At 66.4% G+C, this 26,553-nt stretch carries 30 protein-coding genes; 9 read left to right on the top strand and 21 right to left on the bottom strand.

Annotated elements, in window-relative coordinates:
* Positions 1-24: 24 nt before the first annotated feature.
* The 5 genes from ftsQ to murC form a co-directional block, all read right to left on the bottom strand.
* Positions 25-936 (bottom strand): cell division protein FtsQ, encoded by a 912-nt coding sequence (gene ftsQ / locus ACN2C7_RS07145; RefSeq protein WP_419320760.1) that lies wholly within the window; start codon positions 934-936, stop codon positions 25-27.
* Complete coding sequence (locus tag ACN2C7_RS07140) at positions 905-1,876, bottom strand: D-alanine--D-alanine ligase (protein WP_419320759.1); 972 nt, start codon at positions 1,874-1,876, stop codon at positions 905-907. Before ACN2C7_RS07140 ends, ftsQ begins: the two co-directional genes overlap by 32 nt.
* Before the next feature lie 174 nt (positions 1,877-2,050).
* Positions 2,051-3,526, bottom strand: coding sequence for a M20/M25/M40 family metallo-hydrolase (locus ACN2C7_RS07135; protein ID WP_419320757.1), 1,476 nt, complete (start codon positions 3,524-3,526; stop codon positions 2,051-2,053).
* A 259-nt stretch (positions 3,527-3,785) separates the two neighbouring features.
* Positions 3,786-4,694 carry a UDP-N-acetylmuramate dehydrogenase gene (murB, locus tag ACN2C7_RS07130; RefSeq protein WP_419321426.1) on the bottom strand — a complete coding sequence of 303 codons (909 nt, stop codon included), beginning with the start codon at positions 4,692-4,694 and terminating at the stop codon, positions 3,786-3,788.
* 11 nt (positions 4,695-4,705) lie between these two features.
* The gene (gene murC, locus ACN2C7_RS07125; protein ID WP_419320755.1) at positions 4,706-6,127 is read right to left on the bottom strand and encodes a UDP-N-acetylmuramate--L-alanine ligase; all 1,422 of its coding nucleotides are present in this window, start codon (positions 6,125-6,127) and stop codon (positions 4,706-4,708) included.
* On the opposite strand from murC, the gene ACN2C7_RS07120 reads away from it, so the two are divergent.
* Positions 6,126-6,635 (top strand): hypothetical protein, encoded by a 510-nt coding sequence (locus tag ACN2C7_RS07120; RefSeq protein ID WP_419320754.1) that lies wholly within the window; start codon positions 6,126-6,128, stop codon positions 6,633-6,635. The genes murC and ACN2C7_RS07120 overlap by 2 nt on opposite strands.
* 14 nt (positions 6,636-6,649) lie before the next feature.
* Here ACN2C7_RS07120 and ACN2C7_RS07115 read toward each other — a convergent pair whose 3' ends face one another.
* The 8 genes from ACN2C7_RS07115 to ACN2C7_RS07080 form a co-directional block, all read right to left on the bottom strand.
* A complete protein-coding gene (locus ACN2C7_RS07115; protein ID WP_419320752.1) occupies positions 6,650-6,985 on the bottom strand; it encodes a hypothetical protein in 336 nt (111 codons plus the stop codon).
* Positions 6,982-7,689 carry a hypothetical protein gene (locus tag ACN2C7_RS07110; protein ID WP_419320750.1) on the bottom strand — a complete coding sequence of 236 codons (708 nt, stop codon included), beginning with the start codon at positions 7,687-7,689 and terminating at the stop codon, positions 6,982-6,984. The genes ACN2C7_RS07115 and ACN2C7_RS07110 overlap by 4 nt, the downstream gene beginning before the upstream one ends.
* Before the next feature lie 671 nt (positions 7,690-8,360).
* Complete coding sequence (locus tag ACN2C7_RS07105) at positions 8,361-8,738, bottom strand: methylglyoxal synthase (protein ID WP_419320748.1); 378 nt, start codon at positions 8,736-8,738, stop codon at positions 8,361-8,363.
* Positions 8,739-8,748: 10 nt separating this feature from the next.
* The gene (locus ACN2C7_RS07100; RefSeq protein WP_419320746.1) at positions 8,749-9,684 is read right to left on the bottom strand and encodes a glycosyltransferase family 2 protein; all 936 of its coding nucleotides are present in this window, start codon (positions 9,682-9,684) and stop codon (positions 8,749-8,751) included.
* On the bottom strand, positions 9,681-10,610 hold the full coding sequence (locus ACN2C7_RS07095) for a Gfo/Idh/MocA family protein (protein ID WP_419320744.1): 930 nt from the start codon (positions 10,608-10,610) through the stop codon (positions 9,681-9,683). Before ACN2C7_RS07095 ends, ACN2C7_RS07100 begins: the two co-directional genes overlap by 4 nt.
* Positions 10,607-11,173, bottom strand: coding sequence for a dTDP-4-dehydrorhamnose 3,5-epimerase family protein (locus tag ACN2C7_RS07090; protein ID WP_419320742.1), 567 nt, complete (start codon positions 11,171-11,173; stop codon positions 10,607-10,609). Before ACN2C7_RS07090 ends, ACN2C7_RS07095 begins: the two co-directional genes overlap by 4 nt.
* A 53-nt stretch (positions 11,174-11,226) precedes the next feature.
* Positions 11,227-12,846 carry a peptide chain release factor 3 gene (locus ACN2C7_RS07085; protein ID WP_419320741.1) on the bottom strand — a complete coding sequence of 540 codons (1,620 nt, stop codon included), beginning with the start codon at positions 12,844-12,846 and terminating at the stop codon, positions 11,227-11,229.
* Between the two features lie 24 nt (positions 12,847-12,870).
* Complete coding sequence (locus ACN2C7_RS07080) at positions 12,871-14,496, bottom strand: tetratricopeptide repeat protein (RefSeq protein ID WP_419320740.1); 1,626 nt, start codon at positions 14,494-14,496, stop codon at positions 12,871-12,873.
* Between the two features lie 178 nt (positions 14,497-14,674).
* On the opposite strand from ACN2C7_RS07080, the gene ACN2C7_RS07075 reads away from it, so the two are divergent.
* Positions 14,675-14,809, top strand: coding sequence for a hypothetical protein (locus ACN2C7_RS07075; RefSeq protein ID WP_419320738.1), 135 nt, complete (start codon positions 14,675-14,677; stop codon positions 14,807-14,809).
* A gap of 15 nt (positions 14,810-14,824) precedes the next feature.
* On the opposite strand, the gene ACN2C7_RS07070 is transcribed toward ACN2C7_RS07075, so the two are convergent.
* Both ACN2C7_RS07070 and ACN2C7_RS07065 read right to left on the bottom strand, forming a co-directional pair.
* A complete protein-coding gene (locus ACN2C7_RS07070) occupies positions 14,825-15,205 on the bottom strand; it encodes a hypothetical protein (protein WP_419320736.1) in 381 nt (126 codons plus the stop codon).
* Between the two features lie 143 nt (positions 15,206-15,348).
* Complete coding sequence (locus ACN2C7_RS07065) at positions 15,349-15,678, bottom strand: DUF1491 family protein (RefSeq protein WP_419320735.1); 330 nt, start codon at positions 15,676-15,678, stop codon at positions 15,349-15,351.
* Positions 15,679-15,751: 73 nt separating this feature from the next.
* Here ACN2C7_RS07065 and ACN2C7_RS07060 point away from each other — a divergent pair, with 73 nt between their 5' ends.
* Together ACN2C7_RS07060 and ACN2C7_RS07055 are read left to right on the top strand one after the other, a co-directional pair.
* A complete protein-coding gene (locus tag ACN2C7_RS07060; RefSeq protein ID WP_419320732.1) occupies positions 15,752-16,636 on the top strand; it encodes a hypothetical protein in 885 nt (294 codons plus the stop codon).
* 91 nt (positions 16,637-16,727) lie between these two features.
* The gene (locus ACN2C7_RS07055; RefSeq protein ID WP_419320730.1) at positions 16,728-17,774 is read left to right on the top strand and encodes a hypothetical protein; all 1,047 of its coding nucleotides are present in this window, start codon (positions 16,728-16,730) and stop codon (positions 17,772-17,774) included.
* A gap of 183 nt (positions 17,775-17,957) precedes the next feature.
* On the opposite strand, the gene ACN2C7_RS07050 is transcribed toward ACN2C7_RS07055, so the two are convergent.
* Positions 17,958-19,718, bottom strand: a complete 1,761-nt coding sequence (locus ACN2C7_RS07050) for a sensor histidine kinase (protein ID WP_419321425.1) — start codon at positions 19,716-19,718, stop codon at positions 17,958-17,960.
* A gap of 199 nt (positions 19,719-19,917) precedes the next feature.
* Between ACN2C7_RS07050 and ACN2C7_RS07045 the strand changes: the two genes are divergently transcribed.
* Together ACN2C7_RS07045 and ACN2C7_RS07040 are read left to right on the top strand one after the other, a co-directional pair.
* Complete coding sequence (locus tag ACN2C7_RS07045) at positions 19,918-20,703, top strand: sensor histidine kinase (protein WP_419320728.1); 786 nt, start codon at positions 19,918-19,920, stop codon at positions 20,701-20,703.
* Between the two features lie 38 nt (positions 20,704-20,741).
* Positions 20,742-21,167: a SufE family protein gene (locus ACN2C7_RS07040; RefSeq protein WP_419320727.1), complete on the top strand. Its 426-nt coding sequence runs from the start codon at positions 20,742-20,744 to the stop codon at positions 21,165-21,167.
* A gap of 124 nt (positions 21,168-21,291) precedes the next feature.
* On the opposite strand, the gene ACN2C7_RS07035 is transcribed toward ACN2C7_RS07040, so the two are convergent.
* Positions 21,292-21,453, bottom strand: coding sequence for a hypothetical protein (locus ACN2C7_RS07035; RefSeq protein ID WP_419320725.1), 162 nt, complete (start codon positions 21,451-21,453; stop codon positions 21,292-21,294).
* 79 nt (positions 21,454-21,532) lie between these two features.
* Between ACN2C7_RS07035 and ACN2C7_RS07030 the strand changes: the two genes are divergently transcribed.
* The 3 genes from ACN2C7_RS07030 to ACN2C7_RS07020 all read left to right on the top strand — a co-directional run bounded on the left by ACN2C7_RS07030 (position 21,533) and on the right by ACN2C7_RS07020 (position 23,388).
* Positions 21,533-22,498 carry a rhodanese-related sulfurtransferase gene (locus ACN2C7_RS07030; RefSeq protein ID WP_419321424.1) on the top strand — a complete coding sequence of 322 codons (966 nt, stop codon included), beginning with the start codon at positions 21,533-21,535 and terminating at the stop codon, positions 22,496-22,498.
* A 66-nt stretch (positions 22,499-22,564) separates the two neighbouring features.
* Positions 22,565-22,879 (top strand): hypothetical protein, encoded by a 315-nt coding sequence (locus ACN2C7_RS07025; RefSeq protein WP_419320723.1) that lies wholly within the window; start codon positions 22,565-22,567, stop codon positions 22,877-22,879.
* A 56-nt stretch (positions 22,880-22,935) separates the two neighbouring features.
* A complete protein-coding gene (locus tag ACN2C7_RS07020; protein WP_419320721.1) occupies positions 22,936-23,388 on the top strand; it encodes a PA2169 family four-helix-bundle protein in 453 nt (150 codons plus the stop codon).
* Between the two features lie 58 nt (positions 23,389-23,446).
* On the opposite strand, the gene ACN2C7_RS07015 is transcribed toward ACN2C7_RS07020, so the two are convergent.
* From ACN2C7_RS07015 to ACN2C7_RS07000, 4 genes are all read right to left on the bottom strand, one after another.
* Entirely contained in the window at positions 23,447-24,178 is a 732-nt protein-coding gene (locus ACN2C7_RS07015) for a DUF6456 domain-containing protein (RefSeq protein ID WP_419320719.1), read from the bottom strand.
* Entirely contained in the window at positions 24,175-24,546 is a 372-nt protein-coding gene (locus tag ACN2C7_RS07010; RefSeq protein ID WP_419320717.1) for a helix-turn-helix domain-containing protein, read from the bottom strand. Before ACN2C7_RS07010 ends, ACN2C7_RS07015 begins: the two co-directional genes overlap by 4 nt.
* Positions 24,547-24,683: 137 nt before the next feature.
* On the bottom strand, positions 24,684-25,532 hold the full coding sequence (locus ACN2C7_RS07005) for a hypothetical protein (protein ID WP_419320716.1): 849 nt from the start codon (positions 25,530-25,532) through the stop codon (positions 24,684-24,686).
* A gap of 78 nt (positions 25,533-25,610) precedes the next feature.
* Positions 25,611-26,543 carry a sugar kinase gene (locus ACN2C7_RS07000; protein WP_419320714.1) on the bottom strand — a complete coding sequence of 311 codons (933 nt, stop codon included), beginning with the start codon at positions 26,541-26,543 and terminating at the stop codon, positions 25,611-25,613.
* Positions 26,544-26,553: the final 10 nt, after the last annotated feature.

The following is a 26,553-nucleotide window of genomic DNA, read 5'->3' as shown; positions in this document are numbered from 1 at the left end:
TATCGTCACCCCAACACCATCACACTACGCCCCGCCTGCCACGGTCTGCCCAGGCAGAGCCGCATCACGGGGTCTCACAGCCACCATATCGGGATCGCGCAGATCGATGCGCGCAAACCCCAAATCCAGGATTCGTTGTCTCTGGTCCAACTGATCCAGCTGGATCAGTGCGGATTCTTCGTCAATCGCCGGAAGCTGGATCAAAGATCCGTCTTTCAGGCGCAGATCCCAGCGGCGATCATCGACGCGCACCAGCGCTTCAAGACGATCGCGAAGACGCGGACGGGCGGCGACAGCCGGCAGGATGGCGCCGGCGGCCTGATCGGCGCCCTGCCCCACCACCAGCGGCAATTGCGGGAACTGCGAGGCGTCGGCCTCGCTGATCACGCGACCCTCGCCGTCGATGACACGCATGCGGCCGCCACTCTGCCAGACGGCCAGGGCGGGACGTTCCTCGACCGCGATGAGCACGGTATCGGGCAGCAGGCGCACGACCTTGGCTTCCTTGACCCAGCCCACCATCTCGACGCGCTGGCGGATCTCGGCCAGGTCCAGGCCCAGGGTCGGCTGGTCCAGATACAGCCCCGACGCGCGTCGGATATCCGCATCGGCCTGGGCCGAGGCGCCCTGGACGTGCAGGGTCTTGAGCTTGAAGCCGGCGGACGCGAACTCGCCGTCCACGCCCTGGCGTGCAGCCGTGACGAGGCGCTCGGCCCGATGGCCGGTCGCGAGCATCACCACAAGCCCAAGGCCAAGCGCTACGCCGGCGACCCCCAATGCGAACGCGGGCGACAAGCCCACGCCCTTGGCGGCGCGCAGTTTCGCAGCCGGCTGCGCGCCCGTGGGCGGAGCCGAACGAGCCTTGTTCGGACTTGCGGGCACTTCGGCCCGAGGGCGCCTAGGCTTAGGCGGTCCCCCCCGCACTACAGCGGGCATAAGCGTCCTCCACGATCCAGAGCACTAAATGATCAAACGAAATCCCGACGTGGGCGGCTTGCTCAGGTGCGAGCGAAGTCGGTGTCATGCCGGGTTGCGTATTGACCTCTAGAAGGAACAGAAGGTCGTTAATGTCGTCATAACGGAAGTCAGACCGGGTTACGCCTTGGCAACCAAGAGCTGTGTGGCCAAGCTCGGCCATCCGCATGGCCCTATCCCTTACGCTGTCAGGGATTGGGGCCGGCAAAACATGGATGGAACCGCCCTCGGAGTACTTGGCGTCGTAGTCATAGAAACCTGTGGACGAGCGAATATCGGTTACCGCAAGGGCCTTGGGACCATTTGACTCACCCATCACGGCGACGGCCAGCTCCAGCCCGCGGATATAGGGCTCGATCATCACCTCTTCGCCGTAAGTCCATGTGGGCATTGCCAATTCCTGCGGCGGCCGGTTGGCGCCTTCGAAAACCAGGAATACCCCAACCGAAGATCCCTCGGCATTGGGCTTCACAACGTAGGGAGGCTGCATCACATGGTCGCGTGCGGCGATATGTCGATTGAACAGACCGCCCCCGGGCACGATCACACCCGCTGCGGCCAGCACGGCCTTGGCCTTGGCCTTGTCCATCGCCAGGGCCGAGGCCAGCACGCCCGAGTGGGTGTAACCGATCTTCAGGGTCTCCAGCACGCCCTGGACGCAGCCGTCCTCGCCCCATTCGCCGTGCAGGGCGTTGAAGACCAGGTCCGGCGCGACCCTGGTCAGCACCTGGGCCACGTCCTTGCCGGGATCGACGCGGGTGACCTTGGCCCCCAGCCGCTCCAGCGCATCGGCGCATTCCCGTCCCGAGACGAGGCTGACCTCGCGCTCGGAGGACGGGCCGCCCAGCAGGACGGCGATGTGGCGGCCGGCCAGGGGGGCGTCGGTGTTCGGCTGGGTCATGGAGGGGGCTCGTGAACTGGGGCTGAGCACTCCTAGTCAGCCGGAGCCCTCCTGCCAATATCGTTGTCATCCCGGCCGTAGCGCGAAGCGCGAAGAGCCGGGACCGCGGCATACGCAAGCGCTTGCCGCGGTCCCGGATCGCCCCTCTGGGTCGTCCGGGATGACAGGTTTGGACTAGTGGCTCGCCGCCGCCGTCGCCGGCTTCAGCGCGCGGAAGTCGATGTCGCTGTCGGCCACCAGATAGAGGAAGCTGGTCCAGGCGGCCACGTTCTGGGCCAGCTGGATCGGGTCCACCTTGTTGAGCGTGTCATCGGCTGTGTGGTGATAGTCGAAGTAGCGGCTGGCATCCTGGTTCAGGTTGATCACCGGCACGCCGGCCTCCTCGATGGCGCCGATGTCGGCGCCGCCATGAGCCGCCGGCGCGCGGTCCAGATAGATCTTCAGAGGCATGAGCACGCGGGTCGCGGTCTTGATCACCGGATGATCCAGCGCGCCGGCCGGAACCTGGAGGCTGTAGATGCGGTCGGCGCCGGTGTCGCTCTCGCCGGCCAGCACGATCTTCGACAGCGCGTCCTTGTTGGCGGCCAGATAGGCGTCGGACGAGCCGCCGCTTTCTTCAGAGCCCCACATCACGACGCGGATCGTGCGCTTGGGATGCCTGGGCAGGTCGCCGATCAGCTTGGCGGCCGCCGTGGTGATGGCGATGCCTGTGGCGTCGTCCAGGGCGCCGGTGCCGACGTCCCAGCTGTCGAGGTGGCCGCCGATGACGATCACTTCGTCAGGCTTTTCCGAGCCCTGAATGTCGCCCGAGATGTTCCAGGCCACGTCCTTGGCATCGAAGCTGGACTGCAGCTTCAGCTTGATGCGCAGCGGGCCCTTGGCGGCCAGACGCTCCAGCTGCTCGGCTTCCGGCACGCCGATCGCGGCGGCGGGAATGGTCACCACGCCCTCGCCATTGGCGGTGCTGCCGGTGTGCGGCACCGAGGAATCCGAGGTCGAGATCGAGCGGATCAGCATGGCCACGGCGCCGCGCTTGGCGGCTTCCACCGGGCCGGCCCGGCGCGAGATGCCGGCCACGCCATAGCCGGCCCCGTCCTGGGCGCGGACCATCGGCTGGGTGATGACCACGATCTTGCCCTTCAGCGCGCCTTCCGGCGCGGCGATCATCTCGGCATAGGTCTTGAACAGCGCCACCTCGGCCTCGACGCCTTCGGGCAGGGTCGAGATCGTGCGGCCCAGGCCCACGGGGTTGAGGTTCATGGCATAGGGCGCCATCAGCCAGGCGCTCTCCTCGCCACGCGTCCAGGACGGCTTGGCGAACTCATCGACCTTGATGTTGGTGAAGCCCAGGGCCTTGAACTGGGCCACGCCCCAGTCCTTGGCCTTTTCCATGGCCGGCGAGCCGACCAGACGCGGACCGATAGTGGTGGTCAGGTCCTCGGTGATGTCCCAGGCCAGGTGATCGCGCAGGGCCTTGTCACGCAGGGCCTCGGCGGTGGCCTCGGGCGAAACCGGCGCAGCGGCCGGCGCGGCGGACTTGCCGGCGAACAGGGTCTTGAGCCCCGACTTTGCCTGGGGGGCGGTCTGGGCCTGGGCCCCACCGACCAGAAGGGCGGATACGGCGGCGGCGGTCAGCAGGGTGCGGAACATGCGCGGGGATTCTCCGAAATTCAGGACGATCTCATAACACCGGCGCTTGCCCGAAACAGGCAAGAACCGGATGAACTATCAATAACCTTCGGTCTGCCCGGGTTCTGCCCCAGCAGCTCAATAAAGCTGTCATCCCGGACGAACCCCGGCGAAGGCCGGGGGAAAATCCGGGACCGACGCCTGAACGCCGCGCTTCCGGCGGTCCCGGATCGGCGCGCTGCGCGCTTGTCCGGGATGACAGCCTTTTAGGGAAGCGTCCCTATTTCGGCCGCCCGATCCGCTTGATTTCCCAGTCCAGCTGGATGCCGGTCTTGGCCAGCACATCAGCCCGAACCGCGTCGCCCAGGCCTTCCAGGTCGGCGGCCGTAGCCTCGCCGGTATTGATCAGGAAGTTGGAATGCAGCGGCGAGAACATCGCCCCGCCAAACGGTTTGCCCCGCCAGCCGGCCTCGTCGACCAGCTTCCAGGACGAGTGGCCCGGAGGGTTCTTGAAGGTCGAGCCGCCGGTCTTTTCGCGGATCGGCTGGGTGGTCTCGCGGCGGGCGGTGATCTCGGCCATGCGATCGCGCACGTCGGCCGGATCGTCGGGCGTTCCGCGGAACATCGCCTGCACCCAGAACATGCTGTTGGGGGGGACTTCCGTGTGCCGATAGGTGAAGCCGAAGTCTTCGTTGCTCCAGACCCGCATTTCGCCGGACCGGTCATAGCCCCAGGCGCTGACCAGAATGTCCTTGGTCTCGCGGCCATAGCAGCCGGCATTCATGGTCAGGGCGCCGCCGACGGTGCCCGGGATGCCGACATAGAATTCGAGCCCGCCCAGCCCCGCCCTCGCCGCCGCCCGAGCCACCGAGGCGTCCAGCGCCGCCGGACCGGCGATGATCAGGTTCTCCTCGGCATCGACCGTGACCTCACCAAAGGCGCGACCGGCGCAGCGGATGACCACGCCCTCGACCCCGCCGTCGCGGATGATGACGTTGGAGCCGACGCCCAGCGCCTGAACCGGAACTTCGGCTGGCAGAGCCATCAGGAAGTCGCGCAGGTCGTCGGCGTCGGCGGGCAGGAACAGCACCTCGGCTGGGCCACCGACGCGGAACCAGGTGAACGGGCCCAGAGGCTCGTCAAACAACAGCTTGCCGCGAACGGCGGGGAGATTGGCCTTCCAGCTCACTTCGCCCCCGCTCACTGGGCCAGCGCTTCCAGTTGCCCCGGCAGCGCATAGGCCCAGGTGGTGATGTCGCCGGCCCCCAGCAGCACGACGAGGTCGCCGCTGACGGCTTCGGCGGCGATCAGGCGCGGCAGGGCCGTGGGGTTTTCAAGCGGCAGGGCCCGGCGGTGGCCAAACTTCTTGAGGCCCTCGACCAGGGCGTCGCGGTCGATGCCCTCGATGGGGCTCTCGCCGGCCGTATAGACGTCGGCGACGATCACGGTGTCGGCGTCGTTGAAGCACGAGCTGAACTCGGTCATCAGGTCGCGAAGCCGGGTGAAGCGGTGCGGCTGGACCACGGCGATCACCTTGCCGTTCGGGGTCACGGCGCGGGCGGCCTTGAGCACGGCGGCGATCTCGACCGGGTGGTGGCCATAGTCATCGACCACGCGGATGCCGCCGGCCACGCCGGTGGTGGTGAAGCGGCGCTTGACCCCGCCGAAGCTGGCCAGGCCGGCCCGGATGGCGTCGGCGTCGACGCCCAGCTCGCGGGCCACGGCCACGGCGGCGGTGGCGTTGAGCACATTGTGGTGCCCGGCCATCGGCATCTTCAGCCCGTCATAGCGCACCTGATCGCCGACCAGCGGCGAGACGATGATGTCGAACACCGAGCCGTCGGGGCCCATCTGGATATTGGAGACGCGCACCTCGGCCTGAGGATTAACGCCATAGGTCACCAGCCGGCGGTTCTCGATCCGCGCGGTCAGGGCCTGGACTTCGGGATGGTCGGTGCAGACCGCCGCGAAACCATAGAAGGGGATGTTCTCGATGAAGTCCTGGAAGCCCTTCTTGACCGCGTCAAAGGTGCCCCAATGGTCCAGGTGCTCGGCGTCGATATTGGTGACGATGGCCACGGTCGACTTCAGCTTCAGGAAGCTGCCGTCGCTCTCGTCAGCCTCGACGACGATCCAGTCGCCCTCGCCCACCTTGGCATTGGTGCCATAGGCGTTGATGATGCCGCCATTGACCACGGTCGGGTCCAGATCACCGGCGTCCAGCAGGGCGGCGACCATCGAGGTGGTGGTGGTCTTGCCGTGCGTGCCGCCCACGGCGATCGAGAACTGCAGGCGCATCAGCTCGGCCAGCATCTCGGCCCGCCGCACCAGGGGCAGGCGCTTGTCGCGGCCGGCGGCCATCTCGACATTGTCGGCCTTGACCGCCGTCGAATAGACGATGGCCGAGGCGCCTTCGACATTGGCCGCGTCATGGCCCACGAAGATCCGCGCGCCCAGCTTTTCCAGCCGCTCGGTATTGGCCGACGCCTTGGCGTCGCTGCCCTGAACGGTGTAGCCGATACGCAGCATGATCTCGGCGATGCCGGACATGCCGATGCCGCCGATGCCGATGAAGTGCACGGGGCCGAGTTCGAAGGGTACGGGGCGTCGACGCTGGATCATGAAAAGCCGATTAGACCATTTGCGCGCGGCGCGAAACGCCCTGTTGGCGCTGGTTGTGTGGACAACGCCAACACTCGCCCAAACCGCCTCCCCCGCCCCGCTTGAGCTGCGGCTGGCCGACGTCGGCCGCTTCGCCGTCTTCGTCGATCTGACCAGCGTCCAGTGGACCGGCCGCACCGCGAAACTGCGCGTGCTGCAGGTCACCGAGGGCGGCTTCAAGGCCGGGGCCGATGAGTACTGGGGCGGCTGGCGTCACGAGGTCATCGACTGCGACGCCCGCTCAATCGCCCATGCCGGCTTCGGCAGCATCCGCGCCGGCGGCCGCGAAGGCCCGGTCACCGGCGACCAGCGCCCCGCCGCCCCGATCCCGCCCGGCGGCGCCGACGACGCGGCGGCCAAGGTGGTCTGCGACGGCTGGAAGCCGTTCGCCGGCGTCCCGGTCGCCACCACCGTCGAGCAGGCGGTGGGCCTGGCCCGGCCGCTGATCGAGACGGGGGCGGAGCCTTGAGGGGCGACTGATCGTCAGCTGTCGAAGAGGTCTAAGGGCTCTTCGATAGGGGTTCGACGATCTACGAAGAGGGTAAGTCCCTCCTCTTCGGCCACGCGAATAAGCCAGGCACCGGCGACGCGCATCAGATAGAATGCCACCTGAAGATCGTCGGCTCCGTTCGCGGTGAATTTGTATCGTCGACCGGCAAGCTGGACCTCTAGATCGCCCGTCTGGCGCTCGATGGGTTCGTCCTCGTCAATATCGATATAGGTTGGCGCACCAAACCTGATGAGAATTGCGCCGGCCCCTTCCTCTCCGTCAGCGCCAATGTAGGGAACACTTCTAGGCCCTAATTCTCGCAAATTCATTTCAACGACCTCCCGTCAAAGAGCGACAAACTAACAGCATTGATGCCAAAACGCATGCACGTCGCATGTCGCTCTGCAGCGGAAGCCATGCATTGAGCGTATATAGCCCCCTTTTGAGACTTACCCTTTCCGTACATTATTGAATACGTTTTGCATTTTATCTCGTCAGAGAAATACAACTCATCGCAATCGTCCTCGATATTAATGGACGTTTTTCCCACTCCGGGCCGCCACTTTCGAATCCGCGGCTTCTTGCGTCCCGCGCCAACAACTTCATCCGTCACTCTCAGGTTCAGGCTTGGGGTTGGCAACTTCAGGAACGGCGTCTTCTCCCGACCGGTTGTCCGGCTATCGAAATCACCGATCGCGCGGGTCAGCGCGACGCCTCCGGCGAGTGCCGGGAGCCCAGCCGCCTGAGCGAGAGGCCCAGCTTGAGGATGGCTGGCCAGCACACGGGCGGCTTGCACCAGCCGCCGCCGCATCTTCGGCTTCGGGCTCGCCTTGGACGGCTTGTGTAGCTTGGCGCCTCCACCACCACCGCGGCCCGTATCGACCCACTGCCCGCCGTTCGAACTCCCGACCGGCGCCCGTGGCTGGTTGGGATCAAACTTCGTTTCCAGATCCCGGATCGCCTGCCGCAGCACCTCGGCCGCCGCGTCGCTCCGGAATTTTCCTAGTGCGCTTTCAAAATCATCAGACGTCATCGTCCTCTCCACATAGGTGCGGCCCCGAAATGGGCGCACAGGTTCGCATCTCCGCCGATATTCACCGGCGGGTTGGGGAGGCGGCGGAGCGTCCGGGCCAGGCCCGGATGAGATTGTAGTGGAGTACCGTTTCGGCCGTGGCCGGAGCGCTCCGCGCGGTTGTTATCCGATGAGCCCTCGGGGCGCGGGGTTTTAACCCGCTCCCGAAAGAGGCCCCAGGCGGGCGGAAGGGAAGCGACCCCTCCGGACCGCGCAGGCGATTTCAGCCCGCGCCTGGAGCGCTCGCCGCCGTCGCCGGGCTGTCCACGAGCGCGTTAGCGACCGATTTGCCCGGCGAAACCCCAGGGGGGGGGAATTACACACCTCGAACCGATCCCCGCCGGGGACTGCATCGACAACGGTCAGGCGAGCACGACCCGCACAACCGCCTCCACCGCCCGTCAGGTCGCCAGCTGGACGCCCTCCCCTTGCGATGAAGAGAGCAGAAGTATGCGGCCGTTTTGCAGGGGGCTGCGTCGATTTTGGATTGTGACGCTGGATGGGGCGGTTAGGGCGTTGAATTTGCTGGGGCGGAGGGGGCACTATCCCCGTGCGAGCACGGGGATAGACGGTCGGCAGAAGCACGTTCAAAGCGAGGACTTCGAAAGGGTCGGCACTCCGGCCCGCTCTTGCTAGCCCAGCCCGCCGGCGATCAGGTCGGCTGTCGCCGGATTGCAGGCGAACGGGATGTCGGCCAGCGTCGCCATCCGGATCAGGGCCTTCACATCCACGTCGTGCGGCTGCGGCGACAGCGGATCGACGAAGAAGATCAGCACATCCAGCCGCCCTTCGGCGATCAGCGCGCCCAACTGCAGATCGCCCCCCAGCGGGCCGCTCTTCAGGCGGGTCAGGTTCAGGTCGGGCAAGGCTTCGAGGATGCGGCCGCCGGTTGTGCCGGTGGCGTAGAGCGTCTTGCCGGCCAGAAAGTCAGCGTGCGCCATCGCCCAGTCGACCAGGGCCGCCTTGCGGTCGTCGTGGGCAACCAGGCCGATGGACAGCATGACCGACATCAAGCTCCGGCTACGGGAGGGAAGGATTAGATCCGGGAACGGGATCCGACGAGGGCCCGCCCTTCAGGTGTTGGATCTCCGCCTCCAGCGCCGCCACCTTCTCGCGACCAACGGCTTCAAGCACCATCAAACGGCGCTCGAGAATCTCGACCTCATCGATCAGCTTTGCCTGTTCATCCCGATTTCCCCACAGGATGCCGATGACGCCCTTGAGAACGCGCTGACGGATGTCGTCGCGGCCCGCAGAGGTCTTCATAAGGTCGAGGTAGCCCGCAGCCTCTTCTCGGCGTCGATCCAATGACCACCCGGCGCGAAGTTGAGCGGCGAAATGGAGCGACGTAATGGCGTGGCGCGTCCCCAGCCTCAAACCGGGCGTAGCCAGGAATTTCCGCCACATCGCCAGATCGGTCCACAAGTCTGCCGGCGCCGGCGACCAGCCCACGGGCAAGCTGCGGTATGCGTCCAGCCTATAGCCCGCCGAGGTGGGTCCAAAGATATTGAACTTGCTCGTCAGCATGAGCCTGCGCATCACATCGAGAGACAGATCGCCGCAGGTTGAGGACATCGCGCCGTCAACCTCGACCCGCACATGGGCCAGATTGCCGAAATCGACGCTTTCCAGTAGCGCGCCCATCTCGACAAGATGATTGGGCAACCAAAGATCATCATCAGCGATCTGGCAGACATACTGTCCGCGGGCCTCGCCCAGAGCCGTGTGACGGTGAGCCTCACCGTGTCGCTCGCCCTTGGGGAAATCGAACACCCGGATGCGATCGTCGGTCTCCGCCAACTGCCTGGCTGCAGCGACGGTTTCCCGCGGCGCGCCGTCGCAAACGATCATCAACTCGAACCGCTGCTCAGCTTGCCCGAGCACCGAGGCTACGGCGAAGGGCAGCAGGTCGGGTGGGCGCACCACCGGCAGGAGGATCGTGAACACCGGGTTCATACGGCCACCGCCGGAGCCATGCCCAAAGCGGCCTCGATCTCACCGAGCCGCTCGACGATCGCCAGCCCATCGGCGGCAGAGCTCATGGGGGCAGGACCTTCTCCGGCGACATAGCTCAGGAACCGCTCGATCTCGACCCTGAGCGGCATGGCCGCCCCGGTAAGCCGGATACGTTCGACGGCGGTCGGATCGCCCGGCAGGCCGTCGCGGATGACCAGCTTGTCCTCGTCGCCGTCACGCAATTCCAAACAGCCGCGAGAACCAATCACCTGGCAACGTCGCCGATGCTGCGGGCTGGCGATGCCGATATCCAGCGTCACTGACGGAAAGCCGGAGCCACCCAGATGGACCATCATGCCCAGATCAGCGCGGGCCGGCGCGATCGGAAAGGCCGCGACCAGAGGCGGCAGGCTTCCGGTCAGGTGCAGTACAATTGAAAGGTCGTGGGGCGCGAGGACCCAGAGGGCGCTGACGTCGCTGTGTGGAGTGGACCATCCCTGTCGAACGCACTGGATCGCCAGGACCTCGCCAACACTCCCCGAGGCGATCTCGTCACGCATGGCGTCCACCACCGGATGGTAGCGCCACTTGTCCATGACGAAGAGCCGGTCGCCCGCCAGTTCGACCAGACGGCGGGCTGACGCCAGATCACTTGTCATCGGCTTTTCGACGAAAAGCGGCCTGCCGGTACGGGCCAGCAGTTCCACGACCGACGCGTGAGTCACTGTCGGAGTGGCGACAACATAGCCATCCATGAGCGGCAGATCCGCCGCCGAGATCACCGCACGGGTCGCCCCGCCCTCGATCGCAGAAGCCCTGGAGTGCTCTTCTGGAGTGGCGACATGGACCTCAGCGCCGCTGGCCAGAAGATCCCGCAGAATCAGCCGACCCCAGCGCCCGCATCCAATCAAACCAATTCTGATCAAGAGGCCGCCGGCTTAGCGGCGAACCGCGCAAGCATCTCGCCATAGGTTCCGGCCTTGGCGTCCCTGTTCGACAACAGCGGAGCGTCGCAGGGCCAGGCGAATCCCATTTCCGGATCGTCCCAGCGACAGTCCAGATTCTCGGGCTGGATGAAATAGGCCGAGACGCCCAAGACGTATGCGCTGGGCTCCGGGCAGTAGAAGCCGTGCGACACGCCGGGTGGGATCACCACCATGTGTGGATCACTCCACTCGAGAGTCATCATCGATGCCCGCCCGAAAGTGCTGGAACTGGCGCGGCTATCTCGCAGGGCCAAGATCATCGTCCCCGCCACCACGACGAGATAATCGTATTGGACCTCGTGAGTGTGCACGCCACGCAGCACGTTGGCGACCGAGTGCGAGTAGTTCCATTGCAGCGGCCTCGGGCCGAGCTCCCACGCTTCGCGATAGAGCTCGGCGAAGGCTCCCCGCTCATCGTCATAGAGCGTTAGCGGGGCAATGAGCACGCCATCCGGGAGCTGGTCATTGGCGGCGGCAAGGCTGCGCGCGGTAGGGTGCTGCATAGTCATAGAGCCTGAATACACTTCGAAACCGGCCTACACTAGAGCTAGCGCGTTCACCCCCGCTCCCGCGTCCGCTCGAACAGAACCTTGGGGAAACGCTCCGTGACATAGCCGATCTCCCAGGACGACTTGCCCAGGAACACCGGCTGGTCGTCGATGTCGGTGGCCATGGCGGTCTTGTGCTTGTCCTGGAAGTCCTCGACATCGGCGCGAGCGCCGCTGATCCAGCGGGCTTCGGCATAGGGGCTGGGCTCGAAGATCACGTCCAGGGCGTATTCGCCGCCCAGGCGGTCGGCCATGACCTCGAACTGCAGCTGGCCCACGGCGCCGACGATGAAGTCGGAACTGCCCAGCATCGGCCGGAACAGCTGGGTGACGCCTTCCTCGGCCAGGCCTTCCAGCGCCTTCTTCAGGTGCTTGGCCTTCAATGGATCCTTGACCCGCACGCGGCGCAGGATTTCGGGGGCGAAATTGGGCAGGCCGGCGAAGCGCAGCAGGCCGCTTTCCGACAGGCTGTCGCCCACCCGCAGCACGCCGTGGTTGGGAATGCCGATCACGTCGCCGGCATAGGCGTCCTCGGCCAGTTCGCGGTCGCTGGCGAAGAACATCACCGGCGCGTTGACGCTCATCGACTTGCCGGTGTTCTGGGCTTTCAGCTTCATGCCGCGCGTGAAGCGGCCGCTGGTCAGGCGCAGGAAGGCGATCCGGTCGCGGTGATTGGGGTCCATATTGGCCTGGACCTTGAACACGAAACCCGAGACCTCGGCGTCGCCGGGCGCGACATGGGTCTCGACGCCGGCGCGCATGGCCCGGGCCGGATGCGGCGGCGGGGCATAGGCGCCGATGCCGGCCAGCAGCTCCGACACGCCGAAGTGGCGCAGGGCCGAGCCGAAGAACACCGGCGTCATGTGGCCCTCCAGGAAGCTCTGCACGTCGAACGGCTTGGCAGCTTCGGACACCAGCATCGCGCCCTCCTCGACCTCGGCCTGTTCCTCGGGGTCGAGAAAGCGGCTGATGGCGTTGGACTTCAGGGCGACCGGCGCGGGATGGCCGTCGTCGTCGGTCGAGCTTTTCTTGGCGTAGGGGATGAAGGTCTGCTTGCGCAGATCCAGCATGCCCTTGAAGCGCCCACCCGACCCGGCCGGCCAATAGAGCGGCGCGGGGTCGAGGGCCAGCTTGGACGACACCTCGTCCAGCAGCTCGAACGGGTCCTGGGCCTCGCGGTCCATCTTGTTGATGAAGGTGATGATCGGGATGTCGCGCAGGCGGCACACCTCGAACAGCTTCAGGGTCTGGGGCTCGATGCCCTTGGCGGCGTCCAGCACCATGATCGCCGCGTCGGCGGCGGTGAGGGTGCGGTAGGTGTCTTCCGAGAAGTCCTCGTGGCCGGGGGTGTCGAGCAGGTTGAACATCAGACCGTCGTGGTCGAACGTCATCACCGAGGCCGACACCGAGATCCCGCGCTCCCGCTCGATCTTCATCCAGTCCGACTGGGTTCGCCGCGTCTGGCCGCGCGCCCGCACCGCGCCGGCCGCGCGGATCGCGCCCCCGGCCAGCAGCAGGTTTTCGGTCAGGGTCGTCTTGCCGGCGTCAGGGTGACTGATGATGGCGAAGGTGCGCCGGCGGGCTGCCTGAAACACCGGGGAAAGGGGGGCGACGGGGGAAGTGCTCATGCGCGGGGACTAGCCGTCCGGGCGCTATTTGTCACCCTCGCCCTTCGCCTTGCGCTCGGACAGGGCCTTGAGCATAGCCCTGGCCCGGGCGGCTTCTGCGCCGCCGTGCGGGCTGTTGGCGACTGGTCCCAGCAGGGCGGCGGCCTCGTCGTCGCGGTCACGAAGCATCATCGCCTGCGCCGTGGCCAGGGTGATTTGCGACACCTGGGGCGCCAGGGCCTGGGCCTCCTCCAGCACCGCCATCACATTGGGGGTGGGATACTTCGGGTCCAGAGATCGGCTGCGCGCATAGCCATAGAGGGTCTGGTAGCGGGTGGGATCGAGCTTGTAAGCCTGCCCCAGCAGCTGGCCCGCTTCCTTGTAGAGCGCAGCCCGATGGTCCTCGTCCCGGTCGCCGGCCGCCAGCCGGGCCAGACCAGCCAGTTCCAGGCCCTCGGCATCGTCTGGGCGGGCCTGGGTGAAGGCATCGATCAGGACCCGGCCCTTTTCAGGATCGCCGAGGGCCAGTTCGGCCCGGGCCAGCACCAGTTCGGCCAGGCGTTCGCCAGGATAGCGCGCCGCCCGGACCTGGATGTCGGCCAGGAACGCCACCCGCCATTTGGCCCTCAGGCTGCGGGCCTCAGCCCGGGCCTCCAACGCGCCTTCAGAGTCTTCGTCTTCGTCCTCGTCGTCATCATTGGCCAATCCGAAGCGACGCAGCGAGAAGTCGGCCAGCAACAGGTCATCCGAGGCCTTGCTCAGCGCTGTGACCTCGACCGGCGGAGCCGGCAGACCCTTGAGCGTGTGGGTTACGACCTGGATCTTCACCCGCATGTAGTCCCGCAGCTTGGCCTGCAGGGCTTCTGCCGACAGGCCCGACGCCGCTTCCATGGCCTTGACCGGGTCATCGCCGCTACCGACGGCCTTCATGTAGGCGGTCAGCTGCTGGTAGCGGACGGGATCGCTCATGAAATAGTGGGTCATCAGCCAGGCCTCGGCGTAGAACATCGCCCGGTCAGTGCCCTTCAGCTCATAGGGGCGCTTGGCCAGGACCGACCGAACCGGCGCCCAGGCGATGTCCTCCAGATTGCCGCCCCGGCCGGTATTTCGGCCGATGGCGATGGTGTCGCGCCCGACCTCGGCGCTGCCGAAGTACTCGGCATAGCCCTCCACCAGCCAGGCCGGATAGCCGTAGGGGAAATACTGCAGCATGAAGTGGTGGACGTATTCGTGCTGTACCACGGTGTTGTCGTCGCGCGAGCGGATGGCCATGGCGAAGATGTCGCCCACGCTGGAGGTATAGAACCCGCTGACGCTGGACGGCATTCCGGGCCAGACCACGTCGAACTGCGCACGCTCGCGGATCAGGAAGATCGACAGCTTGCGCGGCGGCGCTCCATCCAGCGGCATGTTGTGCAGATGCCGCAACAACGTGTCGAACAGCTCCAGCTTGACCACGTAGTCGCGCAGCAGGCGCTCGTCGCCATCGCTATAGACGATGAAGCGAGGGCTTTCCGCCTTGAGCCAGCGCCCGGCCTTGACCGGTGAGATCTGGATCTTCTCGACCTCGGTCACCTGAGCCGCGCCGGCCATGCCAGGCCAGATCGCTACGCTCAGCAGCAGCCAGGCGAACATTATTGCGGCCGCCGCGCCGCGCTCCCGGTTCGCCATACCCACCTCAACGCGAAGATCCACAACCAAGAATTGAAATCTAGCCCGAAAGTCTCGGGGTTCTCAAGATGCGGGATGCGTCAAAATAGCCCTGTCGCCGCGACGGGATTGGAGTCATGCTCCAGTGGTCAGGAACGTGTCACCCATTGAGAGTGGCCGGCCAGATGAGGAAACAAAGATGGCCCTCTGGGAAGAGCCTCGCGGTTCACGCGGCCCACGCGCCGAAGCCAGCGTGCTGTGCATGACAATCACGATCGGCGGACTTGTCGCCGCCGCCGTCGCCCTAAAGTGGTTGATCGCCCTGGTCCTGTAGGGGCCTGGCGGAAAATCAGGCGGCCAGGCGACGCCAGACTTGGCGATCGGCCTCGACATTGGTCAGAGAGCCCGCCTTCTGACGCGTCATCAGCGCGCTCATGACCTCGATGCCGATCTGCGCGTATCGGACCTGCACCTGATCGACCAGGCAGCCGCGCCCCGGCGCGACGAACAGAGCGGCATTGACCTCTGGAGCCTTGGAAATGATCAGCGAGGCCAGTCGCTGGCTCCGCTCGGGATCCTTGATGTGCAGCAGCGGCTCTTCCGCATACAGCTCCCGCCCCAGTTCGCTGACGTAGTTCAACGACAGCTTCGCGAAACGGTCATGCGCCATCGGCGGGGCCAGATCGGCCACATCGAAGCTGAAAACGACATCGTTCATCAGGAAAAGCATGGCGAGGCGGGGGAAATCTCTGAGAGTGACTGGACACGCAGAGAATGCCGCACCGAGCTTTAAGTCCGGTGTAGGAGTGCGGTTAACGGGCCGTAGAAGTTGAGCCCTCCACAGCACGGTTGGCCGCGCCTGGAGCGCTTCAGCTACTCATCCACGGCCTCGGTCAGGAAGTGACGCCCGTCACGATCCTCGATCTCGATCACCCAAAGGTCAGGATCGATGCGCGCGGCGCGCTGCGCATAGGCGTCCAGATCCGGCTCGAAATCCGACTTGGTCGGCTGCATCCAGAAGCGCTCGCCGTCGCCTCGCGTCGCCTCGGCAAACAGCCGGGCCTTGTTTTCGCGGCGATCGACGGCCTTGACCAGCACCGCGCCGGCCTTGGCGTCGCCCTTGCGGGCCACGGTGGCGAAGGCCCCGCCCAGTTCGGCGCGGCGGATCAGCGCGCTCACCCAGATATCCGTCGACAGAAGCATGCTAACCGAACCGCAACCACGAGGGCCCTAGGGTGACCCTTCAAGTCTCGAAGCATACGAGAAAACGACGCTGATGAACCTTCTTAAAGGTCGCACGGCGCGGTGGATGGGGTTCCTGGCCGGCGCGGTGTGTCTCGCATCGCCCGGCCCCCTGCTTGCCGCCAACGCCGCCGACCAGCTCTATGAGCGCACCCTGATGACGGCCGCAGACGGCCGTTGCCGACTGTTCGCGCCCGCTGTCGGCTCGGCGCTCGATGCGGCGCGAGCCCAGGCGCGCGGCGCAACCCTGCGCTCGGGCGCCACCCAGGGCCAGGTCGAGGCGCTGGAAAGCCGCGCACGATCCAAGGCCGCCTCGGCCGGCTGCAAGTCCAAGGATCTGACCACCGCCGCTGATCGGGTTCGCGGGGCCTTTGAGGCCTATGCCACCCTGCAGAAGATGACCTATCCGGGCGATGTTGCGATCTGGCAGGCCGACCGTCCCGTCTCGGCGACCTTCCCGGTCTGGCGCCTGTCGCAGCCCAGCAATTTCGGCCCCGACCGCCTGATCTTCGGCCTGGCCGGCCGCGCCAAGGCGGTGACCGCCGTGGCGACCTTCGCCGACGGCGCCCAGCCCTATGCGGCCCGCGTGGTGATGCGCGACCCGGCCCGCACCCAGGGCCCCTATATCGACGCCCGCGGCGGCCGCAGCCTGTCAGCCAAGGTCGCGCCGCGCTCGGCCAGCCAGGTGTTCAACGCCGAAACCCGCGAACAGGCGGCCCTGACCCTGCTGCCGACCGGCGCCAAGACCGGGATGGGCTTCCGCTTCCCGGTCGCGACGGCCGACGCCCTGTCGCTGCTCGACCCGCGCGAGGCCGTGACCATCGAGTTCACCTTCGCCGGCCGCGATGGCGGCGACGTGGTCCGCAAGGCATATGTCGAGGTCGGGGACTTCGCGGCGGGACGGGCGTTCTTGCGGTAGGATTGGGCTGGGCTGAGCAAAGACACCGCCGTGGGCTTGCCTGAAGCCGACGCCGGTGTTCAGGTCAAGACCAACTGGGGGCGTTTCCAACATGGTTTCTATTGGCAGCGCTAAACGCCATAGGCTGTTCATCGCTGCGCTTGGGGGATTGGCCGCACTCCTCTTGCTGGGCGCGATGTCTGTCCCGTCACCAGGCAAGCCCCAAGCTTCCCCAAAGCCTGCGCCAGCGCCTGCCAAGCCGAGACCCGATAGCCGCCAAAGCCTGACGGCTTACGAGCGGGAAACTCTCGCTGTTGACCGTGCTGCAAACAACATCGGGGAGCGCGCGAACAGCATTGCTGACGCTCAGCGCGTCTACGGGCTCTTGCAGCTGATCTTGGGCGTTTTTGGTGTTGCCTTTACCGGCGCCGCGGCCTTCTTCGCTTGGCGCGCAACCTACTGGGCCAAGACTGCTGCGCATGAAACCAAGCGGAGCGCCGATGCTGATAACGCTGCGCTCGCCATTACCACAACAGGGATGGCTGAAGCTCGAAAAGACGCGATAGAGCAGGGTAAGCGATTCACTGAACAACTCGCCCTGTCTCAAGAAACTATGGAGTACACCGCCCGCAGTTCCCGGGCCATGGAAACCAGTGCCACCGCCACTCGACGCATGGCCAGCACCGCCGGCGCTACCGCTAAAGATCAACTCCGACCCTATGTTTACTTGGTAGATGAGCAATGTGAACTGGTCCTGTCCCTTGGCACGATCTACGGTGCCGATGCCGCGTTCGGCTTTAAAAACTTTGGACAGACCCCGGCTAAAAATGTGCGATTTCGTGCGGCGTTCGACCTTCGAATCGGGCCCTGGAATCTGGATTTCACCCCCGACTTGACACCGATCTATGAGTTGCACTTCGGTGACCTTCCCCCTGGCCACCTGCGACACATGAACGACGGATACAAGGCTCAGCCTCTTGAGCAATATCAGTTGGCTTTGAAAGACGACGGCGCGGCACTCGTTCTCTACGGAGAGGTCTTGTACGAGGACGCCGGCGGCGGGAAATACCGAACGACCTTCCGACGCGCCGCCAATGGCCCGATAGCTGGACGCCTCTATACTTTCCACATCCCGCCGAACGGAAACGAGGCCACCTAGCGCCGCGCCGCCGCGATCGCAGCAATCACCTAAAACCCTCCAGTTTCGGTTCAACGCTCAAAATCAGCACCTCCGATCTACTTTTTGAGACTCAGCGGGCGCGTCCTAGGCCGTGCGTATGGTGCTAGATGGTGCCGGGAATGACCGGGGTGTCGGCTGAATGCGACTTGGGTCGGACGCCGCCTACCGCGGCGCAAACGCGATGACATTGTCGCCCAAGCTGGCCGGCAGCTCGGGCTCCGGCGCCGGCGCGGCGGCTTCCGGCTTGGACGGCGGCTCGGACGGCGGGGTCGGGGCCTTCAGCGGGGCCAGCAACACCGGCAGGCGCACCGAAACACTGGTGCCCGCGCCCATCCGGCTTTCGATATGCATCTCGCCGCCATGCAGCTTGGCGAAGGCGCGCACCAGAGACAGGCCCAGCCCCGTGCCCATGGCGCGCTGGTCGGCGCCGCCGGCCTGCTCGTAGGGGCGACCCAGGCGCTCCAGATCTTCCGGGCTGATGCCGACGCCGGTGTCGGCGACCACGATTTCCAGCACCCCGTCATAGCCGTCGGCCGTGACCGTCACCTGGCCGCCGCGCGGGGTGAACTTCAGGGCGTTGGAGATCAGGTTCAGGACGATCTGCTTCAGAGCCCGGCGGTCGGCGTCGACTTCCAGGTCATTGGGCGGCAGCACGCCGCGCAGCTGAACGCCGGCCCCGTCAGCCTGGACGCGCATCAGGCGCATCGCCGCCGTCATCGCCTCGCGGGCGTCGAACACGCCGCGCGACAGCTCGAAGCGCTCGGCTTCGATCTTCGACATGTCGAGCACGTCGTTGATCAGGTCCAGCAGGTGACCGCCGCTCTCATGGATCAGTTCGGCATATTCGCCGTACCGGTCGCTGAGCGGGCCAAACATCCGCGAGCGCATGATGTCGGAGAAGCCCATGATGGCGTTCAGCGGCGTGCGCAGTTCGTGGCTCATATTGGCCAGAAAACGGGCGCGGCCGGCGGCCAGGGCCTCGGCGTCCGAACGGGCGCGATCCAGGCTGGACTCGCGATTGCGCTCCACCGTCACGTCGCGCAGCAGACCCACCAGCAGCACCGGCGAGGCGCGCTGCAGGTCCAGGGCCACGATCCGCTCCACGCCCAGGGCGGGGCTGAAGGTCAGGCTGACCTGGCCCTCGCGGAAGGCCTGGGCGATGGCCCCGCCCACGCGCTGGCGGTCGTTGGGCGCAGCGGCGCCGGCCAGGCCGCGATTGACGATGTCGGCGATGGTCACGCCCGGCGGCGGCGAGCCGCGCACCGCAGTGACCTGGCCCTTGGTGGTCACGGCGATGGCCAGTTGCGGCAGGCCGTCCAGCATCACCTCCAGCGCCGCCATCTCGGCGCTGTGGCGAACATCGCGCGCGCCGAACCGACGGTGGCCGAGCAGCAGGCCTGAGGCCAGGCCAAGCCCGGTGGTGGTCAGGGCCAGGAAGCCGAGGATGAAGGACAGGGCGCCGGTCGGCGCTGCAGGGGCCAGACCCGAAAGCTGGGTCAAGGCCGCCACGCTGCCGCCGATCAGCGACAGGGCCGCGCCTTCGGCCAGGCGGCGCGAGGAGGTCAGGGTCGAGGCGGCGGCCACCGGGGCCAGGCACCAGGCGGCCATGGCGCCCGAGACACCGCCGGTCAGCACGGCTGCGGCAGATCCGCCCACAGCCCACAAAACCAGCAGGATCGACTGAACGCGATCGTCTTCCTTGGTGCTTTCGCCAGGCAAGGGCAGCGACAGAAGGGCCGGCGCGGCGCCCGCCAGGAACGCCGCCCAGACAGGCCAACTGAACTCGCCGGGCAGGAAAACCGTGGTGAAAGCCGCCACGCCGATCGCCGCCAGCCAGCCCAAACGCCATAGGCGCGCAGGGCCTAGGCCGCGCGAGACGCGCGCAGGCCGCTTGAACGGGTCCGGTAGCAGTTCGAATTCCAAACCGGGCGACATCTTTCATTGCGGCGCCGAGAAGCGCCGTCGCCAAACCTTAACGCGCCTTGGACCTTCCCTCCAGACCACTCAATCCTCGAGCGATCATTCGCGGTGGAGGGCCTGTGGACGGAAACGGAATAGTAAGCGCCTTGAGGCATTCTTCGAGACTGCGCCAATGCGGACAGAACGTCCGGGAGCCTATCGCATGCCAGAACCGGCGTCTCTCGACGCATCGCCCCTGTACGACGCAACGACCGCGCGACGGACAGCGGCACATGCGCGTCGCCGGGCCGCGCTGGACGATCGCAAGCGCTCGTTCCTGCGCATGGTGAGCCACGAGCTTCGCACGCCGCTCAACGCGGTGATCGGCTTTTCCGAGATCCTGTCGCGCGAACTCTACGGCCCCCTGGGTTCGCCCCAGTACCTCGAATACGCAAGGATCGTGCACGACAGCGGTCTGAAGCTGCTGAAACTGGTCAACCAGATCGTCGAGATCGCGCGCCTGGAAGGTCACGTCACCGATCTGGACCTCGCCTCCGAGGGCCTGGATGAGGCCATCGAGGATGTGGTGGACCAGTTGAAGGCCGAGATCGCCCTGCGTCAGATAAAGGTCACGGTTCCCGGCGCGGGGAGCCTGCCCTTCGTGCTGGCCGACAGCCGGGGCTTGCGAACCATGCTGGCCAACCTGCTGCAAAACGCCGTCAGCCATTCGCCGGTGGGCAGTGAGGTCTGCATCTATGCCCAGGCCCTGCCAGGCGGCATGGTCGAAATCGCCATCGCCGACCAGGGGCCGGGTGTCGAGCCCGAAGAGCTGCCACGCCTGCTGCGGCCCTTCGAGCAGGGCGGCTCCACCCTGACCCGAACCAGCGAAGGCGCCGGCCTTGGCCTGCCGATCGTGGATCTTCTGGCCCGGGCGATGGGTGGGATGCTGCGCCTGACATCGCATCCGGGCGCGGGCCTGACCGCTCAGGTCGCTCTGGTCGAAGCCTGAGGCTTGCCAGCGGCTGGCCGCGCCCCTAACTGGCGGCCATGACACGCCCCATAGACGCCGCCCTCACGGAACTCGCCGACGAGTTCGAACTGCTGGGGGACTGGGAAGAGCGCTATCGCTATGTGATCGAGCTTGGCCGCGACCTGGCGCCGCTCAGCGACGCCGAGCGCTCGGAAGCCAACAAGGTGCGCGGCTGCGCCAGCCAGGTGTGGCTGGTCACCGAGCCAAAAGATGACGGTTCGATCGCGTTTCGCGGCGACAGCGACGCCCATATCGTCAGCGGTCTGATCGCGATCCTGCTGCGGCTCTATTCGGGCCAGCCGGCCGGCGACATCGCGGCCTTTGACGCCAAGGCGGCCCTGGACAGGCTTGGCCTGTCAGAGGCCTTGTCCTCGCAGCGTTCGAACGGGCTCAAGGCCATGGTGGCCCGCATCCAGCGCGACGCCCAGGCCGTGCTGGGCTAGAGCATCGCGCGGAAAAGTGGACGCCGGCTTTCCGCAAAAGCGATGCGAAAACAAAAAGCTAGAGCGGTGCGTGCGATTCCCTTTTCGCGCGCACCGCTCTAGCCGCGCCGAACGGGTTTGACGCCTAGAAGAAGCCCGCGCGATTGCCGATGAACAGGATCGCGACCACCACCAGGAGAAGCTGGATGATCCAGTTGACTGGCGACGGAATGGGCGACCGCTGCACGACGTAAAGGGCAAGTCCGAGGAGGACCAGGGCGATGATGACGACGATCAGGATGCTCATGCCAGCTTAACCGCCCAGGCGAATGTTCGTTCCACTGATGCTTGAGACCCCGGCCGCAATTTCCTATGCCCTCAATCCGATGACGACAGAGACCCAAGCCTTCCGCGTGGCCGCCCTGTACCGCTTCACGCAGTTCGACGATCCGGCGGCCCTGCAGGGCCCTCTGGCCAGAGCCTGCTGCGAGGTCGGCGTCAAAGGCACCCTGCTGCTGGCGCGGGAGGGGATCAACGGCACCATCGCCGGAACCGACGCGGCCATCGAGAGCGTGCTGGCCCATATCCGCGCCCTGCCCGGCTGCGCCGACCTGACGCCCAAGACCGCCTGGGCCGACCACATGCCCTTCCATCGCATGAAGGTGCGGCTGAAGAAGGAGATCGTCACCCTGGGCCTTCCGGACCTGGATCCCGCCGCCAATGCCGGGACCTATGTCGAGCCCCGTGACTGGAACAGCCTGATCGCCGATCCCGACGTGTTGGTGATCGACACCCGCAATGACTACGAGGTCGCCATCGGCGCCTTCTCGCGCGCCGTCGATCCGCGGACCACCAGCTTCTCGGCCTTTCCCGACTGGTTCCGCGGCTACCGGCAGGACCTTGAGGCGCAGCGCGGGCCAGACGCGCCACCGCTCAAGGTGGCCATGTACTGCACCGGCGGGATCCGCTGCGAAAAGTCGACGGCCTTCCTGAAATCCGAAGGGATCGAGGAGGTCTTCCACCTGAAGGGCGGCATCCTCGACTATCTGGAACAGGTTCCTGAGCCTGAAAGCCTGTGGCGCGGCGAATGCTTCGTGTTCGACGAGCGCGTCGCGGTCGGTCATGGTCTGTCGCCCGGAACCCATGGCCTGTGCCGGGGATGCCGCCGGCCGGTCAGTCCCGAACAGCAGGCCTCGCCGCTCTATGTCGAGGGCGTCGCCTGCCCCGCCTGCCATGACGAACGCGACGAGGCCAGCCGAGCCCGCTACGCCGAGCGCCACAGGCAGGTCGCACGGGCCCGGCAACTGGGCATCGCCCACGTCGGGGCCAAACGGGAAACCGGCGAAGACTGAGCAAGGCGAGGGATCGCCCGGTCGATCATCGCGTTATCGGAGGCAACCCCAGCCAGGAGCCTCCCCATGGTCGCCTACGACTCCCTCGATGGCGCGACGCCGCCCGTCGCCAAGCGCTCGCACGCCGTCAGCAGGATCTCCAGCCTGCTTGGCCACAAGACCGCTGACGCCGGCCTCGCCCCCGTCGCCCCGGCCCCCGACTACGCCCTGACGCCCGACCCGCACGGCAAGGTCACGCTGGCGGGCAAGACGGTTCCGCTGGCCCTGGCGCTGCTGGGCGCCGGCGTGGCCGCCGTTCTGCTGATCAACCCGCGCACCCGTGGCCCGATGATCGCGGCCGCGACCACGGCCTGGGGATTTCTGGGCAAGAAGCTCGGCTGAGCGCAACCGCCCTCTCCCCCGCCGCGTTAGCTGATCTCATTCCCAAGGACCTCCCCATGCCCCACACCAACGAAGACCACATCAAGCTCGTCAACGGCCTGGTCGAGACCACCATCGACAGCGCCGACGGCTATCATGAAGCCGCCCAGGACGCCGACGCCCAGCGCTACAAGATGCTGTTCGAGCAGCGCGCCCAGGAGCGTCGCACCGTCGCCATCGAACTGCAGGACGAGGTTCGCCGTCTCGGCGGCGAGCCCAAGGACGACGGCACCATCCTGGCCGCCGCCCACCGCGTGTTCGTCAATCTCCGCGACAGCCTGTCCAAGGGCGATGAGGCGGTGATCAACGAGGTCGAGTCCGGCGAGGACTTCATCAAGGCCAAGTACGAAAAGGCCATGCAGGACACCGACGTCGACGCCCATACCCGCGCGGTCATCGAAAAGGCCTGGACCTCGGTGAAGTCCGGCCACGACCAGATGCGCGACATCAAGCACATGCTGAAGCACTAGGCTTCCCGCACAGGAAGATTGCGAAGGGCGGGACCGAAAGGTCCCGCCCTTTTCGCGTTCAGGCCATGCGGTAGTGAACGACCAGCCGCTGCAGGGCCAGTTTGAGCACCGTCTTGCCCGCCCGACGCGGCAGGCCCAGCGACCGCTCGGCGGCCTCCAGCGCGGTGCCCGCCAGACAGACATGTTCGAGGATCTCGCGCAGGCCCGGCCCTGCCGCGTCCAGCGCGGCGGCGATGCGATCCTTGGCGGCCCTGGCGCGTTCGGCGGGGTCCAGGCGGGGCCCGCCGCCGCCCGAGCGGGGCGAGGCGTCCCAGTTCATGGTCAGCCGGCCCAGGGTTCCGGCCCGGTGGAAATCCTCGCGCAGACGCTCGCCCGCTGCGGCCTCGACCGGCGCGATCCACGGCCGGCCCTTGCCGTCGCGCCGACGCGCCAGCCAGGCCAGAGGCGACTCCCCCAGATTGGCCTTGAAGGCGGCCCGGCCGACGCCCGGCTCTTCCAGCATCACCTCGCCCTCGATCACCCCGGGCTTGCCGGGCGGCGGCGCGGGCCTGGCCGGCGGCGTGAAGACCAGGGACCAGCCGCCCAGCGCCCTCGGCTTGAGGGTGGCCAGACGGACCAGCGCCGCAAAGGCCGTCTCGTCGATGACCAGCATCGGCCGCCGCCGGCGACTGGGTCCAAACCGCACCGCATAGCCCAGCGGCGCCGCCTCGATCACCGCGCCCGGACGGGCCAGCAGACGGGCGGCGCGCAAGGCCAGATGTTCGGTGGCCAGATCTGGGGTTGCGCTCATCGCACGCCCTCCAGACTGTGGCGGGGCGCCTGTTGCAGACAGGCCTCCAGCGTAACCAGCTTGGCGTCGAAGGCTGCGTCCTCGCGCATGTCCTCGATCCGATGGCAGGCGTGAGCGCAGGTGGTGCGGTCGCGCCCGAACGCGAAGGCGACCCGGTTGAGCGGCCAGTGAAACGTGACGTGCGTCAGATAGATGGCGATCTGCCGGGCCCGCGCGGCGGCGAGCGTGGAGCGTTTGTGAGCCGAGATGTCCCCCGGCGAAACATCGGTCGCCATGGCGACCAGATGGGTGACGAAGGCGACCGCGAGACGGTCGCGACGGGGATCGGGCGTGATCGCCCAGATATCCTCAAGAGCTTGAACCAACATGGCGTCCTCTAATCGAGATCGCGATCCAGCGACCACGACTCAATGTTAGGCTTAGTTTCTGTTGGTGAGGATAATTTTCCTATCGTGACGCACAAGTAGGAAAATAAGCCGTTGAAAATCCTACGTCCGATACTGTCCTATCCCCGTTCGAGTACGGGGATAGACGGCGCACGGGTGGTCAGAAGATCATGGGCTCGCGCCTCCAGCCAGTCCTCATCCGAGGCCAGTCCGTCCGCCCTGGCCGACCGACAGGCCTGCAGCGCGGCGGCCAGGGTCGCGCTCGGATTGGCCCCCAGCAAAGCGGGCGGACAAGGCCTGCGGATGGCCTCCACGAGGGCCATCGGGGGCGCTGGCCCGTCTTCCAGCCATCGCTCCGATTTGGCGAACTGGCTGGAACGGAACAGGTCAACCATGTAGCGGATGTCGGAATAAAGGCGGGCCTTGCCCCGGGCGTCCACGCCGATCATCGGAAACAGCGGCGCCAGGCTGGGCAAGGCGTGGTTGGCGTAAAATGTCACCCCCCAGTACGCCTCAGCGATTCGAGCGAAATGCGCCGCATCGCGGATCGGCTCAAGACCGGATCGGTCCATCGGCAGGATCTCGACCTTGGGCTTGCTGACATCGACGGTGTCGTTGGAAACGTCGATATAGAGGCCGCCGATATGAAAAGCGTTCTGGAAGAAGCGCTCCCGCAGCGCGCCCCAGACGCGACGGGCCGCGCCGCCGGAGTTCAAATAGGCCTTGATCGCCCGCTCGCCCGGGTGTCGAGGCTGCTTTAGCCGGACCCGTAGGCGGGCCTGCACATCCTTGGTGATTTCGAGACAATAGCCGTAGGGATAGGGCTTGCCGTACCGCGGCGGCGCGTCCCGCCCGAGCGCCTGATCGGTTTCGGCGCGCAGAGCCAGGAAAAGATCCTCGAGCATGGGCGCAACGGGACTTAGAAACCTTGTACTGAGGGCAGCCTGTTGCCGGCTCGTGAAAAGCATACGCCTACTCCACTCGATGTCAGCCGTGGCTTCAAGACACCCAAGCGCACCTCCCTAGCCCCCCGCGGGTGAGAGTCGCTATGGGACATCAAGGCGCAATGCGGTCCCGTGAGGCAGGATGGCGCCGCGGCAGCACACGACAATGGCGGCCAGCCTGTGAGCCCGCTCGACCGCTGTCGCTATCGGCAGGCCCGCCATTCGCGCCGACAGATAGGCGGCATTGAAGCTGTCGCCCGCGCCCGTGGTGTCCACCGCCTTCACTCGGCCTGGCGCGGCGGTAGCGGTGCGGCCGTCCGGGCGATGGACGTTGACCGCATGGCTCTCGTCGCGGGCCACGACCTCGGCGCCCAGCGCCGACCATTCGACAGCCAGATCCTCGGCCTCGCGTCCATAAAGCGGGCGGGAATCCTCGCTGCTCAGCGAGATATAGCGGCACGAGGGGATAACCCCGTCGAGCGCGGCGCGGGCCGCCTCGGGGCTGGGCCACAAAGCCGGCCGATAGTTGAAGTCCAGGGCCACGGCCACGCCCAGCGAGTGGACATAGGCCAGGATGTCCTTGAGCCGCGCCCGGCCGATGTCGCCGATCACCGCCAGGGTCACCCCGGACAGATAGACCAGATCGCTGGCCTTGGCGGCCTCGATCAGCTGGTCGGCGGTGTGCTCGGAGAACAGGTCGCGGATCGGGGCCCGTTCGCGCCAGTAGTGGAACTTTCGCTCGCCGCTGTCGTCCAGGACGATGGCGTACAGGCCCGGCAGGCGGTTGCTGACCTCACGAACCAGACGGGTATCGAGTCCCTCGCGGCGCATGGCCGCCAGAACACCGTCACTGAAAGGATCGCCCTGCCCCAGGGCCGTGCAATAGGCGACCTGATCGCCGAGGCGGGCCATATAGACGGCCGTGTTGAAGGTATCGCCCGCAAAGCCCATCCGGTAGAGCGGCGCGCCGTCATCGGACGATCCGTCCGGCGACATCTCGACCATGCACTCGCCCAGCACTGTGATTCTGGTCATGACACCGGTT

The sequence above is a fragment of the Caulobacter sp. ErkDOM-E genome, assembly GCF_048541895.1.
Lineage (GTDB): Bacteria > Pseudomonadota > Alphaproteobacteria > Caulobacterales > Caulobacteraceae > Caulobacter.
The sequence above is the reverse complement of the archived record's forward strand: the minus strand, read 5'-3'. Positions and strand labels throughout refer to the sequence as shown.